This window comes from Mesorhizobium sp. P3_A10 (assembly GCF_056403175.1).
On record NZ_JBFUFZ010000022.1, the window covers coordinates 1 to 500 of the forward strand.

Genomic DNA, 500 nt, shown 5'->3' on the forward strand with positions numbered 1-500 from the left:
GAAATAGCGCGGGCGTGCGTGGATGAAGGGCAGCGCCACCGCCAGGCCGCCATAGACATTGGTCTCCTGCGTCGCGATCCAGCAGAAATCGTCGAGACGCGGCAAGCCGCAATGCTCGATGATCCAGTTGAGGCCCTGGAAATCCGTCGCCGCGTGGTCGACATCATGGACGTCGAACGCATCCTTCGACAGCGGCAGGATGGTCGGGCCCTTGTGGACGTGGATGTTCTTGATGCCTAGCTTGTCGCAGAGTTCGAAGCACTTGTAGGCATCGGGATCGGTGAGCTTCCAGCCCTTGGAGGCGCCGTTCCATTCGGCCGTGTACATCTTCACGCCCTTGACGTTGTAGGTCTCCTTTAGGAAGTGGATGTATTCCAGCGCCTTCTCGCCATCGCGCGGATCGAAGGCGCCGTTGACGATGAACCGCTCGGGATAGCGCTTGGCCACCTCGGCATTGCGCTCGATGGTGTTGAAGCCGGTCTTGTAGAAGTCCTTGAGGT

The 500-nt window shown here is 59.8% G+C and carries 1 protein-coding gene; it reads right to left on the bottom strand.

Annotation, left to right across the window (positions count from 1 at the left end):
• The coding region (locus AC1DXU_RS30430; RefSeq protein WP_477374903.1) for an amidohydrolase family protein at window positions 1-500 on the bottom strand (500 nt) is incomplete at both ends.